Raw genomic sequence first — 16,964 nt, forward strand, 5'->3', positions numbered from 1 at the left:
CCCAAATCCGTTTCCGCGCTCCCCGCGCGCACCGCGCTCCGCCCCCGCCCGCGGCCCCTCCGGTCCCCGCCATCCGCCCCCTGATCAGGGCCTTGATCGCCGGGGCCGCCCGCTTCCGGACCGCGCCGAAGGGCCGGGCGGCCGCCCGGGTACGGCCCGTGGGGCGGCCCCGTATCCGTCCGGCCGGCGCGCTCCGGGCCGGGCACCGCGGGCGCCGGCCCGAGGGGTCCTTCGACGCCGCGCGCTGATCCGCCGGGAATCGCGGATCAGCCCTTAGGCTCGGCCGCATTCCGCGTGATCATGCCTCCGGTGCTCCCGCGCCACCCCTACCAGGAGAGCGATGCCCGACAGCCGGCCGCTGCCGCCCGACGCCGGCCCGAACGGGCCCCGGGCACCTTCCGGCCTCCTCCTCCGCGACGCCCGGCTCACCGACGGGCGGGCCGTGGACGTCCGGATCGCCGGCCACCGCATCGAGGCCGTGGGCACGGCCGGCAGCCTCACCACCCGGGGCCCCCACCTGGACCTGCGCGGCGCCCTCCTGCTGCCGGCCCCCGCCGAACCGCACGCCCACAGCGACACCGCGCTCACCGCCGCTCCCGAGTACGCCGGCCCGCACACCGCCGAGGACGTGCGGCGCCGCGCCACCGAGGCCGCGCTCCTCCAGCTCAGCCACGGGGCCACGGCGCTCCGCTCCCATGTGCGCGTCTCGGACGTCACCGGGCTCGCCCCGCTGGAAGCGGTCATGGAGGCCGGCCGTTCGCTGCACGGGCTCAGCTCCCTGACCACCGTGGCGGTGCCCGGGGTGCTGACCGGCGCCGCGGGCGCGGAGGGCCTGGCGGTGCTGCGCGAGGCGGTGGCCATGGGGGCCGATGTGGTCGGCGGCCGTCCCGACCTGGACCCGGATCCGGCCGGCCACACCGAGGCGGTCCTGGAGCTCGCCGCCGCGTACGGCCGTCCCGTCGACCTCCACACGGACGCCGACGACCCCGTCCGCCTCACCCGGCTCGCCGCCATGGCCGGCGGGCTCCGGCCCGACGTGGCCCTCGGCCCCTGCGCGGGCCTGGCCCTGCTGCCCGGCGACAAGGCCGCGCGGATCGCCGATCAGCTCGCCGCGGCGGCGGTGACGGTGATCTGCCTGCCCCAGGGCGGCTGCCCCTCGGCCCGCCTGCCCGGCACCCCTCCCCTGCGTCTGCTGCGCTCCGCGGGGGTCCGGGTCGCCGCGGGCGGCGGGGCGCTGCGGGACGCCGCCCGCCCGGTCGGCCGGGGGGACCCGCTGGAGGCGGCGTACCTCCTGGCCGCGCAGCACGGCCTGAGCGCCGCACACGCCTACGAGGCGGTCTCGGCCACGGCCAGGGCGGTGATGGGGCTGCCCGCCGTCCGCGTCGAGGCGGGCTTCCCCGCCGAGCTGCTCGCCGTACGCGGCACGGACCTCGCGGGGGCCCTCTCCCTGTCCTACAGCAGGGTCGTGGTGCACGGCGGCCGGGTGGTCGCCCGTACCAGCGCCGTACGCGAGTACTGCGACTCCGAGGCCGCCGCCGCCCTGGATCTGCCCCGCCAGGGGCGGATGGATCCCGGCCCGGACGGCGGGCCTTGAGCACCGGCGGGCTCCCCGGCGTACGGTCGGAGGCATGCGCATTGTCATTGCAGGTGGACATGGTCAGATCGCGCTGCGGCTGGAGCGGCTGCTCGCCGCGCGCGGTGACGAAGCGGTGGGTGTGATCCGCGATCCCCAGCAGAGTGAGGAGCTGCGGTCGGCCGGTGCCGAGCCCGTGGTCCTCGACCTCGAATCGGCCACGGTCGACCAGGCCGCGGACGTCCTGCGCGGCGCGGACGCGGCGGTCTTCGCGGCCGGCGCGGGCCCGAACAGCGGGGCGGCCCGCAAGGACACGGTGGACCGGGGCGCGGCGGTGCTCTTCGCGGACGCCGCGGAACGCGCGGGCGTGCGCCGGTACGTGGTGGTGTCCTCGATGGGCGCCGATCCCGGCCACCCCGGCGACGAGGTCTTCGACGTCTACCAGCGGGCCAAGGGGGAGGCGGACGCGTACGTCCGCTCCCGCGGCGCGCTGGAGTGGACGATCCTGCGCCCGGGGATGCTGACGAACGACGCCGGGACGGGCCGGGTCGCGCTCGCCGCCTCCACGGGCCGCGGCCCGGTCCCCCGGGACGACGTGGCGGCGACCCTGCTGGAGCTGCTGGACACCCCCGCCACGGCGGGGCTGACCCTAGAACTGATCAGCGGCGACAAGCCGGTGCCCGTCGCGGTGAGGGACGTCGCCGGGAACTGAGCGGCACGGGGCCCGCCGGTACCGCGCGGGCCCCGCACACGGGAAAGCCCCTGACCAGCTGTGCTGGTCAGGGGCTTCGTCCCTGTGGCGGCGCCAGGGTTCGAACCTGGGTAGGCTGAGCCGGCAGATTTACAGTCTGCTCCCTTTGGCCACTCGGGCACACCGCCTGGAACAGCGCCTCGGACTCCTTGGGGGTGTCCTTGGCGACGACGTAAACGATACCTGATGCCCGGGGGTGCTCCGCCACCTGATTGATCAGCGGATACCGGTGCGCGGGGACGGCGCGGCGGTGGGGCGGCAGCGGGGGCCGCGGCGGCTCGGAGGCGGCCGGGATCCGGGGAGGCGGCTGCCGTCGCGTGCCCGCCGGGGACGGTGGATCAGCCCTTAGGCTTTGTGCCGTACCCAACGCATACGACGCAAGGAGCCACACGTCATGGCCGACTCCAGTTTCGACATCGTCTCGAAGGTCGAGCGGCAGGAGGTCGACAACGCCCTCAACCAGGCCGCCAAGGAGATTTCCCAGCGCTACGACTTCAAGGGCACGGGTGCCTCGATCTCGTGGTCCGGCGAGAAGATCCTGATGGAGGCGAACGGCGAGGAGCGGGTCAAGGCGATCCTCGACATCTTCCAGTCCAAGCTGATCAAGCGCGGGATCTCGCTGAAGTCGCTGGACGCGGGCGAGCCGCAGCTCTCCGGCAAGGAGTACAAGATCTTCGCCTCCATCGAGGAGGGCATCTCCCAGGAGAACGCCAAGAAGGTCGCGAAGATCATCCGCGACGAGGGCCCGAAGGGCGTCAAGGCGCAGGTCCAGGGTGACGAGCTGCGGGTCAGCTCGAAGAGCCGGGACGACCTCCAGGCGGTGCAGGCGCTGCTGAAGGAGAAGGACCTGGACTTCGCGATCCAGTTCGTCAACTACCGGTAGCCGGTCCGCTGCCGTGTGCAGCGGGTGGGGGCGGGGCGGGGTGTGCCGGTGGGCGCGTCCCGCCCCGCCGTCGTGTGCGCGGGCCGGGGGGCGATGTCGCGATGTCCGAATACCGCCGGTCCCGGTGAGGGGCGGGCCGCAGACTGGGTGGTGCGGGAGGAAGCGGCAAAGGGCAGAGAGGGTGACGGGTGATGGCCACGGTGTACGCGCGGATCGGCAGTCCGCTGGGCGAGCTGTTGCTGACCGGTGAGGAGCGGGCCGGAGGCGGGGTGGCGCTGGCGTCGCTGTCCCTGCCGGGGCAGAAGGGCGCTCCGGTCGTACAGGACGGTACGCGCCATGCGCCCGGGGTGTTCGCCGGGATCGCGGAGCAGCTCGCGGAGTACTTCGCCGGGCGTCTGACACGCTTCGACATCCCGTGCGCGGACGGCTCCGGCACGGAGTTCCAGCGGCGGGTCTGGGCGGCCCTGGACACCGTCCCGTACGGGCAAACGGTGTCGTACGGGCAGATCGCCGCACTGGTCGGTTCGCCCGGTGTCGGGGTGCGGGCGGTGGGGACCGCGATCGGGCGCAATCCGCTGCTGATCGTGCGGCCGTGCCACCGGGTGATCGGGGCGGACGGTTCGCTGCGGGGCTACGCGGGCGGTGTGGAGAGCAAGGAGCGGCTGCTGGGCCTGGAAGGGGCCCTGGCGGGACGCGGCTGAGGCGCCGACGGTCCAGGCGGCCGGGCGCCGCACCCGGGCAAAGCGGCCGGCGGGTCCTTTACCGGCCGCCCCGGCGCCGGGGTTCTCGTATTCGTGCGTACGGCGCGGGCTCCCGCTCTCAGCGGCGGTCCCGGGAGTTGCCGAAGAGCAGGCGGTACGCGATGAGCAGGACCAGTGAACCGGCGATCGCCGCGACCCAGGTCGCCGTGTCGTAGAAGTCGGCGGTGATGGGGCGGTCCAGGAAACGCGAGGAGAGCCAGCCCCCGACGAAGGCACCGACGATGCCGATGAGGGTGGTGCCCACGATCCCGCCGGGGTCGCGCCCCGGCAGGAGGAACTTGGCTATCGCGCCGGCCAGCAGGCCGAGAATGATCCAGCTGATGATGCTCATGATCGCCTTCCTACCCGTCACACGGTCCTGTGGGCAAGGACGCGTGTGGCGGGCGGCCCGGTTGCCCGGCCGGTGCGGTCAGCGGGCGGCGAACGGCTGGTCGCTGCGGACGATCTCCTTGCCGAAGGGCATCAGCGAGACCGGGATGAGCTTGAAGTTGGCGATGCCCAGCGGGATCCCGATGATCGTGACGCACAGGGCGATGCCGGTGAAGATGTGGCCGAGCGCCAGCCACCATCCGGCGAGGACCACCCAGAGGACGTTGCCGATGAGGGAGGGGCCTCCGGCGTCCCGGCGGTCCACGACGGTGTACCCGAAGGGCCACAGGGCGTACACGCCGATGCGGAAGGCGGCGAGGCCGAAGGGGATGCCGATGATCGTGATGCACAGCAGGACGCCTGCGGCGAGGTAGCCGAGGAACATCCAGAAGCCGCTGAGCACCAGCCAGATGAGATTCAGGATCGTCTTCACGGTCGATACCCTGCCATCTGCTCGAGTCGGGCGATGCGTTCCGCCATGGGCGGGTGTGTGGAGAACATCCTGGACAGGCCCTGGCCCGGCCGGAACGGGTTCGCGATCATCATGTGGCTCGCGGTCTCGATCCTCGGCTCGGGCGGCAGCGGGAGCTGCTTGGTGCCGGCTTCCAGCTTGCGCAGGGCGTCGGCCAGCGCGAGGGGGTCCCCGGTGAGCTGCGCCCCGGAGGCGTCCGCCTCGTACTCGCGGGAGCGGCTGACGGCGAGCTGGACGACGGAGGCGGCGAGCGGGCCGAGGACCATGACGAGGAGCATGCCGAGCAGGCCCGGCCCGTCGTCGTCGTCGGACCGGCCGACCGGGATCAGCCAGGCGAAGTTCACCAGGAACATGACGACGGAGGCCAGTGCTCCGGCGACCGACGAGATGAGGATGTCCCGGTTGTGGACGTGGCTGAGCTCGTGTCCGAGGACGCCTCTCAACTCGCGTTCGTCGAGTATCCGCAGGATGCCGTCGGTGCAGCACACGGCGGCGTTGCGCGGGTTGCGGCCGGTGGCGAAGGCGTTGGGCGCCTGCGTCGGCGAGATGTAGAGCCGGGGCATGGGCTGGCGGGCGGCGGTCGAGAGCTCCCGGACGATGCGGTAGAGGTGGGGGGCCTCGAACTCGCTGACGGGCCGGGCCCGCATGGCCCGCAGCGCCAGCTTGTCGCTGTTCCAGTAGGCGTAGGCGTTGGTGCCGAGGGCGACGAGCAGGGCGACGAGCAGGCCGGTACGCCCGAAGAAACTGCCGATGACGATGATGAGGGCGGACAGGCCCCCGAGGAGAACAGCGGTTTTCAGCCCGTTGTGCCGGCGGTGCACGGTACGCCCTCCAAATGGTGCAGCAGGGGAACCCTTGCTCGGTGGTGCTCCACTTCCCGGCGGAGCCTCCCGAAGTGGTCAACGTGAGGCGGCGGACGCTAGTTCCCTTGTGCCCTGCGGGCGGCGCACGGCGAAGGGGCGGATCCGGTGGGATCCGCCCCTTCGCCGTCCGGGTGCCGGGTCAGCTCTTGGCGGACCCGGCGCGGGCGGGCTGGGCCGGGAGGCCCGCCAGGGCGCGGGCCTCGGGGTCCGGCACGACCTCGCTGGTGCAGTGGCGGCAGCGGGTGGCGATGGCCGGGATCTCCGTGTAGCACTGCGGGCAGTCGCGGAGGGCGGCCTTGATGTCGACCTTCTCGGCCTCCTTGGCCGTGAAGCGGTTCTGGACCTTGTTCATGGGCACCACGACCAGGAAGTAGAGGACCGCGGCGGTGATGAGGAAGGCGATGGCGGCGCTGACGAAGAGGCCGTAGGGGAAGTCCACGCCGTCGACCTGGAAGTGCGCCTTGCTGAAGTCTCCGGTGCCGCGGGTGAAGAGGCCGATGAGCGGCACGATGAAGGCGTTGCTGAAGCCGGTGACGACGGCGGTGAAGGCGGCACCCACGGCGAGGCCGATGGCCATGGAGATGACGTTCCCGCGCAGGATGAAGTCCTTGAACCCGTTCAGCACCGCTCCGGCTCCTCTTCAGCTCTTCCCAGGTGGACGTGTGCGGTCACACGTCCGTGCAGCCACGACCATGCCTTGCGGCCGTGTCGGCGGGCAAACCGGTCCTCGGGGATCAGAAGAGGCCGACGGCGGCGAAGCGGAGGATGACCTGCGGCGCACCGGAGAGTGCGATGCCCGCCACCGCGGTGAGGACGACGGCCGTGACCAGGGGGGCCGGGGCCCGGGGCGGGCGGGACGCGGTGGGCTGCTCGTCGCCGGACGCCGGGGCGGGCGGCGCGCGGAAGAGCGTCGCGGTCCAGGAGAGGTAGTAGTACAAAGCGATCACGACGTTGACGGCCATGACCACGGCCAGCCAGCCGAGACCGGCGTCGACGGCCGCGGAGAAGACGGTGACCTTCGCGAAGAGGCCGATGATCCCGGGCGGCAGACCGGCCAGGCAGAGCAGGAAGAAGCCCATGGCCAGGGCCGCGAGCGGGCGGGTGGCGTACAGGCCGCGGTAGTCGCTGATCCGGTTGCCGGGGTGGGTGCGGGCGACGAGCGCGGCGACGGCGAAGGCCCCGAGGTTCACGACCGCGTACATCAGGGCGTAGGCGACGGTGGAGCCGACCTGCTCGTCGCTGGAGTACGCGGCGGCGGCGATCGGTACGAGGAGGTAACCGGCCTGGCCGACGGAGGACCAGGCCAGGAGGCGTACGGCGCTGCGGGCGCGGGTGGAGCTCTGGCGGAGCGCGGCGACGTTGCCGGCGGTCATGGTGAGCGCGGCGAGTACGGCGAGGGCGGGCCCCCAGACGTCGGCGTACGACGGGAAGGCGATCACGGTGACCAGGACGAGCCCGGAGAAGCCGACGGCCTTGCCGACGACCGAGAGGTAGGCGGCGATGGGCAGCGGGGCCCCGACGTAGGTGTCGGGGACCCAGAAGTGGAAGGGTGCCGCGGCCGTCTTGAAGGCGAAGCCGACGAGGGTGAGGACGACACCGGTCGCGGCGAGGGTGGAGAGCCGGCCGGGGACCTCGTCGATCCGGGAGGCGATCTCGGTGAGGTGCATGGTGCCGGTGGCGGCGTAGACGAAGCTGACGCCCAGCAGCGTCACGGCGGTGGCGACGACCGAGGAGAGGAAGAACTTCAGCGCGGCCTCGGAGGACCGCCGGTCACCGCGCTTGATGCCGACGAGCGCGAAGGCGGGCAGCGAGGCCACTTCGAGGGCGACGACGAGGGTGGCGAGGTCGCGGGAGGCGGGCAGCAGGGCGGCCCCGGCCGCCGAGGACAGCAGCAGGAACCAGAACTCGCCCGCGGGGAGCTTGCGGGTGTCGCCGAGTGAGAGCAGCGCGGTGAGGAGGGCGCCGCCGAGCACGAGGGCCTGGATGACGACGGCGAAGTGGTCGGCGGTGTAGCTGCACGCCTGGGCCCCGTCGGTGAGGCAGAAGGTGGAGCGGTCGCCGGTGCGCAGGGGGACGAGGAAGGCCAGGGCGGCGACGAGCGCGACGACGGTGGCGTGGCCGAGGAGCGGCTTGCGCCGTTCGCTGACGAAGAGGTCGGCGACGAGCACGGCGAGGGCCGCCGCCGCGGTGATGACGGGGGGTGCGATCGCGAGCCAGTCGATGGACTGGACGAGGCTTGCCGCCTCCGGTGCGCTGTCGGCTGCCACGGTCACGACTTGCCTCCCGAGAGGAGCTTCTGCACGGCCGGGTCGGTCAGGCCGAGCAGGACGGCGGGCCAGAGTCCGGCGAGGACGGTGAGGGCGGCGAGCGGTGTCCAGGCGGCGAGCTCGTAGCCCTGGACGTCGGCGAGCGGCTGCGGCTGCGTGCCGGGCGCGCCGGGGCCCGTACCGCCGGTGTCCGCGTCCTCGGGCCTGCCGGCGCCCTCAGGCGTGCCGGTGCTCCCGGGCGTGCCGGTGCCGACGGGTCCGTCCGCGCTCCCGGTCCTGTCCGTGCCGGTCGCGTCCGCGCCGGTCCCGTCCGTGCCGGGGCCGCTGGTGCCGGGGCGGGCGGCGCGGGGGTCGCCCATGCAGACCCGGCGTACGACGATCAGCATGTACGCGGCGGTGAGGAGGGTTCCCGAGGCGCCGATGGCCATGAACGTGAGGAAGGCGGGGCGGCTGAGCCCGTCGGCGGGGTCGAAGGCGCCGAAGAGGGTGAGCATCTCGCCCCAGAACCCGGCGAGCCCGGGGAGTCCGAGCGAGGCGACGGCGGCGAAGGCGAGGAGGCCGCCGAGGCGGGGCGCGCGGCCGTAGAGGGCGGCGCCGGTGGCCCCGGAGAGCGTGTCGAGGTCGGCGGTCCCGTAGCGGTCCTTGACGGCGCCGACGAGGAAGAACAGCAGGCCGGTGATGAGGCCGTGGGCGATGTTCGCGAAGAGCGCGCCGTTGACGCCGGTGGGGGTCATGGTGGCGATGCCCAGGAGCACGAAGCCCATGTGCCCGACCGAGGAGTAGGCGATCAGCCGCTTCAGGTCGCCCTTGGCGCCGGGGCGGGCCAGGGCGAGGCAGGCGAGGGAGCCGTAGACGATGCCGACGACGGCGAAGGCGGCGAGGTAGGGCGCGAAGGTCTCCATCCCGTCGGGGGCGACGGGGAGCAGGATCCGGACGAACCCGTAGGTGCCCATCTTCAGCAGGACGCCTGCGAGGAGGACGGAACCGACCGTGGGGGCCGCCGTGTGGGCGTCGGGGAGCCAGCTGTGCAGGGGCCACATCGGGGTCTTCACCGCGAGCCCGACACCGATCGCGATCACGGCGATGACCTGCACCGACGAGGTGAGACCGCGGCCGTTGTCAGTGGCGAGTGCCACCATGTCGAAGGTGCCGCTCTTCAGCCCGACGAGGAGCAGGCCCAGCAGCATCACGACGGAGCCGAGCAGGGTGTAGAGGACGAACTTCCAGGCGGCGGGCTGCTTCCTGTCACCGCCCCAGCGGGCGATGAGGAAGTACATCGGGATGAGGACCATCTCGAAGGCCAGGAAGAAGAGGATCAGGTCGAGGACGGCGAAGGTGGCCAGCGTGCCGGACTCGAGGACGAGGACGAGGGCGACGAACCCCTTCGCGGAGGGGCCCGCGGGGAGCTTGAAGTAGCTGTAGAGCGCGCAGAGGAAGGTCAGCAGCGCGGTCAGGACGAGAAGGGGGAGCGAGATGCCGTCGGTACCGAGGTGGATCCGCACGTCCAGTGCCGGGATCCAGCTGATGTCCGTGGTGGCCTGCATCTTCGACGGCTGGTCGTGGTCGAATCCGGCCGCGAGGACGAGGGTCGCGACGAGGACGGCTCCGGTGACGGTCACTCCGTGGCGGAGCACGGCCTGGTCGGGGCTGCGGCCCTTCAGTCCGGGCGGGGCGGGCAGGAGCGCGGCGAGTGCGCCGAGCAGTGGTGCGACGACGACGAACGCCAGAAGGAACTGCATCACGGACGCGCTGATATCGATCACGGCTCACGCCCCGGCGTAGACGTTGGCAAGGACGACGGCGGCGATCGCCAGGACGAGGGTTCCGCCGAGCAGGGCCCCCAGATAGGTCTGCACGTTGCCGGTCTGGGCGCGGCGGACCAGGGCCCCGAGCCCACGGGCGGCGCCGCCCGAGCCCCGTACGTACGTCTCGACGACCTCGCGGTCCAGGAAGTGGACGAGGCGTGCGCCGGCCTGGACGGGGCGGACGAAGAGCGCCGTGCAGAGGGCGTCGAGGTGGAAGCCGGTGACCGCGTGGCGGTGCAGCGGGCCGAGGAGCAGGCGTCCGGGGTCCGTGGGGTCGGGGGCGCCCGCGATGGTGCCGTAGGCGGCGGTGTGCGAGGTGATCGCCTCGGCCTCGACCAGGGCGGGTTCCGCCCGGGGGTGGGCCGCGACGGCGCCGACCGGGGGCCGGGGCGCGAGCGCGGTGGTGTGGCGCCAGGCCCCGTAGGTGACGAGTCCGCCGATGAGACCGACGCCGGTGGAGAGGACCGCGGTCGCCAGGGAGGGGGAGAGGCTGTGTCCGTCGAACCAGTCGCCGAGGACGCCCGCGGTGAGTCCGAAGCCCAGGGTGGGCACGGCCAGGATCCAGAGGACGGAGGTCATGGCGGCGGGCTGCCGGCCGTGGTCGGGGGCCGTGGTGCCGCGCCCCCGGAAGGCGAGGAGCCACAGGCGGGTGGCGTACGCGGCGGTGAGGAGGGCGGCGAGCAGGCCGGCGACGAGGACGGTCCAGCCGGCCGCGGCCGGGGCGGCGTCGCGGTCGCCGAAGGCGGTGTGCTCGGCGGCGACGAGGACGGCTTCCTTGGAGAAGAAGCCTGCGAACGGCGGGATGGCGGCCAGCGCCAGCAGGGCGAGGGTCATCGTCCAGCAGGCGTCGGGGATGCGCTTCGCGAGTCCGCCCATGCGGGACATGGCGGCGAGTGAGTTGGTGCCCGCCGCGTGGATGACGACCCCCGCGGCGAGGAAGAGCACGGCTTTGAAGGCGCCGTGGGAGAGGAGGTGGAAGACGGCGGCCCCGCGGTCGCCGACGGCCAGGGCGCCCGCCATGTAGCCGAGCTGGCCGATGGTCGAGTAGGCGAGGACGCGTTTGATGTCGTCCTGGGCGAGGGCGGCCAGCCCGGAGCCGGTCATCGTGACGGCCGCCATGACGGCGAGGACGACGAGCGCGGCACCGGAGGCGGCGAAGACGGGGAGGAGCCTGGCCACGAAGTAGATACCGGCGGCGACCATCGTCGCCGCGTGGATGAGCGCCGAGACGGGTGTGGGGCCCGCCATGGCGTCGGGCAGCCAGGTGTGCAGCGGGAACTGCGCGGACTTGCCGGCCACTCCCGCGAGGAGCAGCAGGGCGATGAGGGTCGGATGGTCGAGCCCGCCGTGGCCGACGGCGGCCAGGATCTTGGTGATCCGGAAGGAGCCGGTGTCCGCGGCGAGCGCGAACAGGCCGATCAGGAACGGCACGTCGCCCAGCTTGGTGACGAGGAACGCCTTGAGCGAGGCGGCCCGGGCCTCGGGCGTCTCCCAGTAGTGGCCGACCAGGAAGTAGGAGCAGATGCCCATGACCTCCCAGCCGACCAGGAGCACCATCAGGTCGCCGGAGTAGACGACGAGCAGCATCGCGGAGGTGAAGAGGGAGACGAGGGCCGCGTAGGACGGATAGCGGGCGTCGTCCCTGAGGTAGGCCGTCGAGTAGACCTGTACGCAGGTGGCGACGAGCCCCACGAGGACCGCGACGAGGACCGCGAAGCCGTCGAGGTGCAGGGCGAGCTCGATCGGGACCGAGCCGGTCGGGGTGAGCTGGGTGGCGGCGTCGACGGCCTGGCCACCGCCCTGCCGTACGGCGACGACGACGGCGACGGCGGTCGCGGTGAGCGGGGGCAGGACGGCCAGGGGGCGGACGAAGCCGGGGGCGGTGCGCCCCAGGAGGAGTCCGGCCACGGCGCCCAGGAAGGGGAGGAGGGGGACGAGGACGGCGAGGGTCGTGGTGGTCACGCGGTGGCCTCCGCCTTCTGCGTGTTCTCCGTCTTCCCCGCGCCCCGTGCTTCCCGCGCGCTCCGCGCTTTTCGTGCGGAGCCGGGGGTGTGCCCCTCGGGGGCGCCGTCGGGGAGGTCGTCGGGAAGCGTCTCGGCGTCGTCGGTCTCGGCTGTGTCGCGGAGGCGGTCGATGTCGGAGCTGCCGCGGTTCCGGTAGACGGCCAGGACGATGGCGAGGCCGATGCCGATCTCGGCCGCGGCGATGGCGATGGTGAAGAGGGTGAGCGCCTGACCGGAGTGGAGCGCGTCACGCAGCCAGACGTCGAAGGCGACCAGGTTGAGGTTGACGGCGTTGAGCATCAGCTCGACGGACATCAGGACGAGGATCGTGTTGCGGCGGGCGAGGACTCCGTACAGCCCGGTGCAGAAGAGGAGGGCGGCGAGCACGGCGGGATAGGCGAGGTGCATCAGCTCTTGTCCTCTCGGTTCGCACCCCGGCCGGGGGCCTTCCGGCTCTCCTGCGCGGCCCGGCCGGCGGTCTCCTGGCCCTGCTGCGCGGCTGTGCCGGGGGCCGGGTCGCCGGTCGCGGTTCTGCCGGTGACGGCGGTGACGGCTGTGACGGCGGTCCGGTCGCCTTTGCGGGAGAGGACGATCGCGCCGACGAGGGCTGCCAGCAGGAGGACGGACAGCGCCTCGAAGGGCAGCACCCAGTGCCGGAAGAGGAAGCTGCCGGTCACCGCCGTGGATCCCTGGGCCGGCCCGTCCAGGTCGATCCAGGTCGCCCGGAAGGCGTCGACGACGACCCAGACCAGGGCTGCGGCCGAGGCGGCGGCGACGGCGAGGGCCACCCACCGGTTGCCCGAATCGGCGTCCGGGGAACGGCCGATGGGGGCCCGGGTGAGCATCAGGCCGAAGAGGAGGAGGACGACGATCGAGCCGACGTAGATCAGGACCTGCACCCAGGCGATGAACTCGGCGGTGAGCAGCAGGTACTCGACGGCCAGTCCGCCGAGCGCCACGACCAGCCAGAGCGCGGCGTGCACGAGCTGCTTGGTCGTGACGGTGATGACGGCCGCGCCGAAGGTGACCAGACCGACGAGGAGGAACGCGATCTCGACCCCGGTCGGGGAGAGGAAGCCGGGGTGCCCGGTGGCTGCGAGGGTCACTCCCCGGCCCCCTGCCCGGAGTCCGGACCAGGAGCCGTGCCTGGTCCCGTGCCCGTGCCCGTGCCCGTTTCTGCGCCTGTGCCAGGGGCCCGGGTCACCGTGCCGGTGGCGGTCCCGCCGACGGTGGTCCCGCCGGCGGTGGCAGCGGCCTCGGCGGCCCGGAGCTTGTCGGCCGTCTTGCGGGCGGCGGCGACCTCCTTCGGCTCCTCGGCCCCCGGGTCGAGCGCGGGCGGTTCGGGGACGGTCCACATCCACTCGCGGAGCTTGTCCCGTTCGTGGGTGAGTTCGTGGATGTCGGTCTCCGCGTACTCGAACTCCGGCGACCAGAACAACGCGTCGAAGGGACACACCTCGATGCAGATGCCGCAGTACATGCAGAGGGCGAAGTCGATGGCGAAGCGGTCCAGCACGTTACGGCTGCGCTCACGGCCGCCCGGTGCCGACGGCGGCACCGTCTCCTTGTGGGAGTCGATGTAGATGCACCAGTCGGGGCACTCACGGGCGCAGAGCATGCAGACGGTGCAGTTCTCCTCGAACAGCCCGATGACACCGCGGGTGCGGGGGGCGAGTTCGGGCTGGACGTCCGGGTACTGGGCGGTGACCGTGCGCTTGGTCATGGTCCGCAGGGTCACGGCCAGGCCCTTGGCGAGGCCCGAGCCAGGGATCGGGGGCACTAGTTGATCGCCACCTTCACGATGCCGGTGAGCGCGATCTGCGCGAGGGCGAGAGGGATGAGCGTGGTCCAGGCGAGCTTCTGCAACTGGTCCTCCCGCATCCGGGGATAGGTGACCCGCAGCCAGATGACGACGAACGCGAGCACCGCCGTCTTCAGGAGGGTCCAGACCCAGCCGAGGCCGTCGGCCCCGAGCGGGCCGTGCCAGCCGCCCAGGAAGAGGACGGTGGTCAGGCCGCACAGGACGACGATCCCGGCGTACTCGGCGAGCAGGAACAGTGCGAACCTCAGCCCTGTGTACTCGGTGTACGCCCCGAAGATGATCTCCGAGTCGGCGACCGGCATGTCGAAGGGCGGGCGCTGCAGTTCGGCGAGCCCCGCCACGAAGAAGACCAGGGCACCGGTGATCTGCCAGGGCAGCCACCACCACTCGAAGGCGTCGACGATGCCGGGCAGCGAGACCGTGCCCGCCGCCATGGCCACGGAGGCCGCGGCGAGCAGCATCGGCAGCTCGTACGCGAGGAGCTGCGCGGCGGTACGCAGACCGCCGAGCAGGGAGAACTTGTTGGCCGACGCCCAGCCCGCCATCAGCGAACCGAGCACCCCGACGCCCATGACGGCGAGCACGAAGAAGATCCCGGCGTCGACGACCTGGCCGACGGCCCCCTCACCGGGGCCGACGGGGATGGCGACCAGCACGAGGAGGTACGGCAGGAGGGCGACCGCCGGGGCCAGCTGGAAGACGCGGCGGTCGGCCGCGGCCGGGACGACGTCCTCCTTCTGCGCGAACTTCACCCCGTCCGCGACCAGCTGGGCCCAGCCGTGGAAACCGCCCGCGTACATGGGGCCGAGCCGGCCCTGCATATGGGCCATCACCTTGTGCTCGGTCTGCCCCACCACGAGCGGGAGGACCAGGAACACGGCGAAGACGATGACGAGCCGGATGGCGACGTCGAGTGCGTCGTTCACGCGGTATCGCCTCCGGTGGGCCGGTCGTCGGTGCGGGAGTCATCGCCTTCGGCGGAGTCTGCGGGGCCGGTGGAGCCGGGGGGCTCCGTCGGGCCGGTGGGCTCCGTCGGACCGGTTGAGTCCGTCGGGCCGGGGGAGTCGGTGGACTCCGCCGGGTCGGCGGGCTCGGCGAACGCGGGCCGGTCGTTGTGCCAGGGGGCGTCGGAGCCGCGGGCGGTACGGGGCCGTCGCGCGGCCTCGCCCCGAGGCTCGGCGGCCGTACCGGGGCCGCCGTCCTGAGGCGTGGCCGGAGGTGTCGCCGGGGCGGACTGGCTCGCCGATCCCTGGGAGGCGCTGCGGTTGCGGCGCGGCCGGACCGCCGGCGCACCCGTGGCGGGGGGCGCGGCCGGGCCGGGAGCGGCGGCCGGCCCCGCGGAGCCGGGGGACGGCTCCGTGCCGGGCGCGGGCGCCGCGGCCTGCGGCCCCGCGGCACGCTGGGCGGCCGACCCCTCGCTCGCGCTGCGGGTCCGGCGTGCCGGGCGGTCGCCCGCCGCGCCCGCCGCACGCGCTCCCCGGGCCGGGCGGGCCGGGGCGGGGGGCAGCTGTCCCTTGAGCGGACCCCATTCGTTCGGGTCGGGCACCCCCGGCGGGAGCATCGTGCGCCGCTTGGGTCCGCCGTGTTCCGACTCGCCGGGCTCCTTGGCGCCCGGCCACGCCTTCGCGACCCGGGCCGCCAGGACGAAGTCCTTCCGGAGCGGATGGCCCTCGAATCCCTCGGGCAGCAGCAGCGGTACGAGGCCCGGGTGCCCCTCGAAGGTGACGCCGAACATCTCGTGCGTCTCACGCTCGTGCCAGGCGGCGCCCGCGTAGACCCCGACCGCACTCGGCAGGGTGGCCGCAGCGTGCGGGACCGTCGTACGGACGAGCAGGCGCCGTACCGAGCCCGCGCCCAGCGCGACGACATGGGCGCAGACCCGGAAGCCGGTGCCCGGCTCGTCCACGGCGCTCAGCCAGTCGAAATAGGTGCAGCCGAGCCGGTCGCGCGCCGTTTCGAGCGCGGCGGTCCAGGCGGTGGCGGGGACGTCCACGGTCAGCAGGTCGTACGCCCGTGCCGCGGTGGCCTCCTCGCCGAAGACCTCGGTGACGGCGTCCGGCAGCCGGTCGTAGGCGTCGGCGGCGCTGCTCACTCCCGCTCCTCCCCCGAAGCGTCCGAAACGCCCGGAGCCCCCGGAGTACCCGGGCCCTCCGGAGCACCCGGGCCCCCCGCACCGGACGGACCGGCCGACCCGTCCGGCCCGCCCGTGGTCCCCGGACCGTCCGCACCGCCCCCGGCCCCCGGCCCCGGTGCCGCGGACGGCGCCGCGGGCGGTGTCACGAGGCCGCTGCGCAGCGCCGCGGCCGAGGGCCGGGCGGGCCCGTCCTCGGTGGCGTACCGCCCGGCGAGCGACTCGCGGGCGATCTTCTCCTGCAGCTTGAGGATGCCCTGGAGCAGGGCCTCCGGGCGGGGCGGGCAGCCGGGTACGTACACGTCGACCGGGATGATCTGGTCGACGCCCTTGGTCACCGAGTACGAATCCCAGTACGGTCCGCCGCAGTTGGAGCAGGCGCCGAAGGAGATGACGTACTTGGGCTCGGGCATCTGCTCGTACAGCCGCTTCACCGCCGGGGCCATCTTGTCCGTCACCGTCCCGGAGACGACCATCAGGTCCGCCTGCCGGGGGCCGGGCGCGAAGGGGATGACACCCATCCGCATGAAGTCGTGGCGGGCCATGGAGGCCGCGATGAACTCGATGGCGCAGCAGGCGAGTCCGAAGTTGAAGACCCAGAGGCTGTAGCGGCGGCCCCAGTTGAGGACCACCTTCATCGGTTCGGGCGCGAGCCGGGACAGCACTCCGAGCCGTTTCGGCTCGGGCAGCGGAACCGATGAGTCCGGGTTCGGGGGCCGACTCGTCACGCCCATGTGAGGACGCCCTTCTTCCATGCGTAGAGCAGTCCCACGGCCAGGAAACCGAGGAAGACGAACATCTCCACCAGCGTCGTCGCCCCGTACCCGGGCGCCGCGAACACGGTGGCCCACGGGAACAGGAAGATGGAGTCGACGGCGAAGATCACGTACAGGAAGGCGTAGACGTAGTAGCGGACCTGGGTGTGGGCCCAGCCCTCGCCCACCGGGTCCACGCCGCATTCGTAGGTGAGGAGCTTCTCCGGGGTCGGGACCACGGGCCTCAGCAGCCGCCCGGCGCCGAAGGCCACGGCGACGAAGAGCACACCGACGACGGCGAGCAGTCCGACCACCGAGTAGCTCTGGAAGTAGTCCGACGCGAGAACGGTCGGTTCCGGCAGTTCCGCCACGTCCGTCCCCTGCTCCTTCGGCCTGTCCGGCGCCCTCTCCGACGCCCTGTACGCACGGGAGTCTAGGCCCTGCCGGAGAGCCGGCAGGCAGCCGTGTCACACAAGGGTGGGGTTATCCCCACTTCCCGCCACCCACGA

At 73.0% G+C, this 16,964-nt stretch carries 18 protein-coding genes and 1 tRNA gene; 4 read left to right on the forward strand and 15 right to left on the reverse strand.

Going from position 1 to position 16,964, the window contains the following annotated elements; all coding sequences use genetic code 11:
* The first annotated feature begins 340 nt into the window (after positions 1-340).
* Entirely contained in the window at positions 341-1,594 is a 1,254-nt protein-coding gene (locus tag CP967_RS13630) for an amidohydrolase family protein (RefSeq protein WP_150488244.1), read from the forward strand.
* A 34-nt stretch (positions 1,595-1,628) separates the two neighbouring features.
* Positions 1,629-2,285, forward strand: coding sequence for an SDR family oxidoreductase (locus CP967_RS13635; RefSeq protein ID WP_150488245.1), 657 nt, complete (start codon positions 1,629-1,631; stop codon positions 2,283-2,285).
* 85 nt (positions 2,286-2,370) lie between these two features.
* Here the strand turns inward: CP967_RS13635 and CP967_RS13640 are convergent.
* Positions 2,371-2,452 (reverse strand) — tRNA-Tyr (locus CP967_RS13640).
* Between the two features lie 266 nt (positions 2,453-2,718).
* On the opposite strand from CP967_RS13640, the gene CP967_RS13645 reads away from it, so the two are divergent.
* Both CP967_RS13645 and CP967_RS13650 read left to right on the forward strand, forming a co-directional pair.
* Positions 2,719-3,207 carry a YajQ family cyclic di-GMP-binding protein gene (locus tag CP967_RS13645; RefSeq protein WP_019764830.1) on the forward strand — a complete coding sequence of 163 codons (489 nt, stop codon included), beginning with the start codon at positions 2,719-2,721 and terminating at the stop codon, positions 3,205-3,207.
* A 191-nt stretch (positions 3,208-3,398) separates the two neighbouring features.
* On the forward strand, positions 3,399-3,908 hold the full coding sequence (locus CP967_RS13650) for a methylated-DNA--[protein]-cysteine S-methyltransferase (RefSeq protein ID WP_150488246.1): 510 nt from the start codon (positions 3,399-3,401) through the stop codon (positions 3,906-3,908).
* 118 nt (positions 3,909-4,026) lie between these two features.
* Here the strand turns inward: CP967_RS13650 and CP967_RS13655 are convergent, their stop codons facing one another.
* The 14 genes from CP967_RS13655 to CP967_RS13720 form a co-directional block, all read right to left on the reverse strand.
* Positions 4,027-4,299, reverse strand: a complete 273-nt coding sequence (locus tag CP967_RS13655; RefSeq protein WP_150488247.1) for a GlsB/YeaQ/YmgE family stress response membrane protein — start codon at positions 4,297-4,299, stop codon at positions 4,027-4,029.
* Positions 4,300-4,377: 78 nt separating this feature from the next.
* The gene (locus tag CP967_RS13660) at positions 4,378-4,770 is read right to left on the reverse strand and encodes a YccF domain-containing protein (RefSeq protein WP_150488248.1); all 393 of its coding nucleotides are present in this window, start codon (positions 4,768-4,770) and stop codon (positions 4,378-4,380) included.
* Positions 4,767-5,630 carry a zinc metalloprotease HtpX gene (htpX, locus tag CP967_RS13665; protein ID WP_150488249.1) on the reverse strand — a complete coding sequence of 288 codons (864 nt, stop codon included), beginning with the start codon at positions 5,628-5,630 and terminating at the stop codon, positions 4,767-4,769. Before htpX ends, CP967_RS13660 begins: the two co-directional genes overlap by 4 nt.
* Before the next feature lie 181 nt (positions 5,631-5,811).
* Positions 5,812-6,297 (reverse strand): large conductance mechanosensitive channel protein MscL, encoded by a 486-nt coding sequence (mscL, locus tag CP967_RS13670; RefSeq protein ID WP_150488250.1) that lies wholly within the window; start codon positions 6,295-6,297, stop codon positions 5,812-5,814.
* 109 nt (positions 6,298-6,406) lie between these two features.
* Positions 6,407-7,945: an NADH-quinone oxidoreductase subunit N gene (locus CP967_RS13675; RefSeq protein WP_150488251.1), complete on the reverse strand. Its 1,539-nt coding sequence runs from the start codon at positions 7,943-7,945 to the stop codon at positions 6,407-6,409.
* On the reverse strand, positions 7,942-9,678 hold the full coding sequence (locus CP967_RS13680; protein WP_150491834.1) for a complex I subunit 4 family protein: 1,737 nt from the start codon (positions 9,676-9,678) through the stop codon (positions 7,942-7,944). The genes CP967_RS13675 and CP967_RS13680 overlap by 4 nt, the downstream gene beginning before the upstream one ends.
* Positions 9,679-9,705: 27 nt before the next feature.
* Positions 9,706-11,706 (reverse strand): NADH-quinone oxidoreductase subunit 5 family protein, encoded by a 2,001-nt coding sequence (locus CP967_RS13685; RefSeq protein ID WP_150488252.1) that lies wholly within the window; start codon positions 11,704-11,706, stop codon positions 9,706-9,708.
* On the reverse strand, positions 11,703-12,155 hold the full coding sequence (gene nuoK / locus CP967_RS13690; protein ID WP_229888508.1) for an NADH-quinone oxidoreductase subunit NuoK: 453 nt from the start codon (positions 12,153-12,155) through the stop codon (positions 11,703-11,705). The genes CP967_RS13685 and nuoK overlap by 4 nt, the downstream gene beginning before the upstream one ends.
* Positions 12,155-12,853: an NADH-quinone oxidoreductase subunit J family protein gene (locus CP967_RS13695; RefSeq protein WP_229888509.1), complete on the reverse strand. Its 699-nt coding sequence runs from the start codon at positions 12,851-12,853 to the stop codon at positions 12,155-12,157. The genes nuoK and CP967_RS13695 overlap by 1 nt, the downstream gene beginning before the upstream one ends.
* Positions 12,850-13,527, reverse strand: a complete 678-nt coding sequence (locus CP967_RS13700) for a NuoI/complex I 23 kDa subunit family protein (RefSeq protein WP_150488253.1) — start codon at positions 13,525-13,527, stop codon at positions 12,850-12,852. The genes CP967_RS13695 and CP967_RS13700 overlap by 4 nt, the downstream gene beginning before the upstream one ends.
* A complete protein-coding gene (locus CP967_RS13705; RefSeq protein ID WP_150488254.1) occupies positions 13,527-14,495 on the reverse strand; it encodes a complex I subunit 1/NuoH family protein in 969 nt (322 codons plus the stop codon). Before CP967_RS13705 ends, CP967_RS13700 begins: the two co-directional genes overlap by 1 nt.
* Complete coding sequence (locus tag CP967_RS13710; protein WP_150488255.1) at positions 14,492-15,661, reverse strand: NADH-quinone oxidoreductase subunit C; 1,170 nt, start codon at positions 15,659-15,661, stop codon at positions 14,492-14,494. The genes CP967_RS13705 and CP967_RS13710 overlap by 4 nt, the downstream gene beginning before the upstream one ends.
* Positions 15,658-16,434: an NADH-quinone oxidoreductase subunit B gene (locus CP967_RS13715; RefSeq protein ID WP_150488256.1), complete on the reverse strand. Its 777-nt coding sequence runs from the start codon at positions 16,432-16,434 to the stop codon at positions 15,658-15,660. Before CP967_RS13715 ends, CP967_RS13710 begins: the two co-directional genes overlap by 4 nt.
* Positions 16,425-16,826, reverse strand: coding sequence for an NADH-quinone oxidoreductase subunit A (locus CP967_RS13720; protein ID WP_150488257.1), 402 nt, complete (start codon positions 16,824-16,826; stop codon positions 16,425-16,427). The genes CP967_RS13715 and CP967_RS13720 overlap by 10 nt, the downstream gene beginning before the upstream one ends.
* Between the last annotated feature and the right edge of the window lie 138 nt (positions 16,827-16,964).

Origin of the sequence: Streptomyces nitrosporeus (genome assembly GCF_008704555.1) — a bacterium.
GTDB classification, from domain to species: Bacteria; Actinomycetota; Actinomycetes; order Streptomycetales; family Streptomycetaceae; genus Streptomyces; species Streptomyces nitrosporeus.

Bases quoted from the DNA above. Each gene is read 5' to 3' on its own strand.
- CP967_RS13630 (WP_150488244.1), top strand. From the start codon at position 341: ATGCCCGACAGCCGGCCGCTGCCGCCCGACGCCGGCCCGAACGGGCCC.
- CP967_RS13635 (WP_150488245.1), top strand. From the start codon at position 1,629: ATGCGCATTGTCATTGCAGGTGGACATGGTCAGATCGCGCTGCGGCTG.
- CP967_RS13645 (WP_019764830.1), top strand. From the start codon at position 2,719: ATGGCCGACTCCAGTTTCGACATCGTCTCGAAGGTCGAGCGGCAGGAG.
- CP967_RS13650 (WP_150488246.1), top strand. From the start codon at position 3,399: ATGGCCACGGTGTACGCGCGGATCGGCAGTCCGCTGGGCGAGCTGTTG.
- CP967_RS13655 (WP_150488247.1), bottom strand. From the start codon at position 4,299: ATGAGCATCATCAGCTGGATCATTCTCGGCCTGCTGGCCGGCGCGATA.
- CP967_RS13680 (WP_150491834.1), bottom strand. From the start codon at position 9,678: ATGCAGTTCCTTCTGGCGTTCGTCGTCGTCGCACCACTGCTCGGCGCA.
- nuoK (WP_229888508.1), bottom strand. From the start codon at position 12,155: ATGCACCTCGCCTATCCCGCCGTGCTCGCCGCCCTCCTCTTCTGCACC.
- CP967_RS13715 (WP_150488256.1), bottom strand. From the start codon at position 16,434: ATGGGCGTGACGAGTCGGCCCCCGAACCCGGACTCATCGGTTCCGCTG.